This window comes from Acinetobacter sp. ESBL14 (assembly GCF_036668815.1).
GTDB classification, from domain to species: domain Bacteria; phylum Pseudomonadota; class Gammaproteobacteria; order Pseudomonadales; family Moraxellaceae; genus Acinetobacter; species Acinetobacter gyllenbergii.
In genome coordinates, this window is record NZ_JAZEVS010000043.1 from 1 (window position 1) to 433 (window position 433).

At 68.4% G+C, this 433-nt stretch carries 2 protein-coding genes; both read left to right on the forward strand.

Translation table 11 applies throughout. The features are described from left to right. Positions 1-190: hypothetical protein (locus tag V6E90_RS21535; RefSeq protein WP_332606412.1), on the forward strand; the 190-nt coding region annotated here is incomplete at its 5' end. Continuing rightward, on the forward strand, positions 187-433 hold a 247-nt coding region (locus V6E90_RS21540; protein ID WP_332606413.1), incomplete at its 3' end, for a heavy metal-binding domain-containing protein. The genes V6E90_RS21535 and V6E90_RS21540, both read left to right, overlap by 4 nt.

Here is a 433-nt window from a genome sequence, read left to right on the forward strand (position 1 = left end):
GGTGCCACTCGCCAGGCACCGCGCCGAGCTCGACCGCGACAGCTATGGCGCCGGCAAGCTCGACCTTGGCGCCGCGCTGCTCACGACGCTCGGGCTCGCGGAGGCCGAGGTCGAGGCGCTCAACCGCGAAGCCGACGTCGCGCGCGACGCGGTCCGCATCACTATCACCTATGGGGAGGAGCGGCCATGACGCTCGATAAATCCGCGCTGCGCTGGGGCGCATCGATCCTGGCTGTCGCGCTGCTGGCCGGCGGCACAGGCTATTGGGCTGGCCATCGCCAGGCACCGCAATCGGAGGCGACCACGCCCGCCGGGGCAGGCAAAGTCCTTTACTGGTACGATCCGATGTTCCCCAACCAGAAGTTCGACAAGCCCGGCAAGTCGCCCTTCATGGATATGCAGCTCGTGCCGCGATACGCGGACGGAGGAAGCG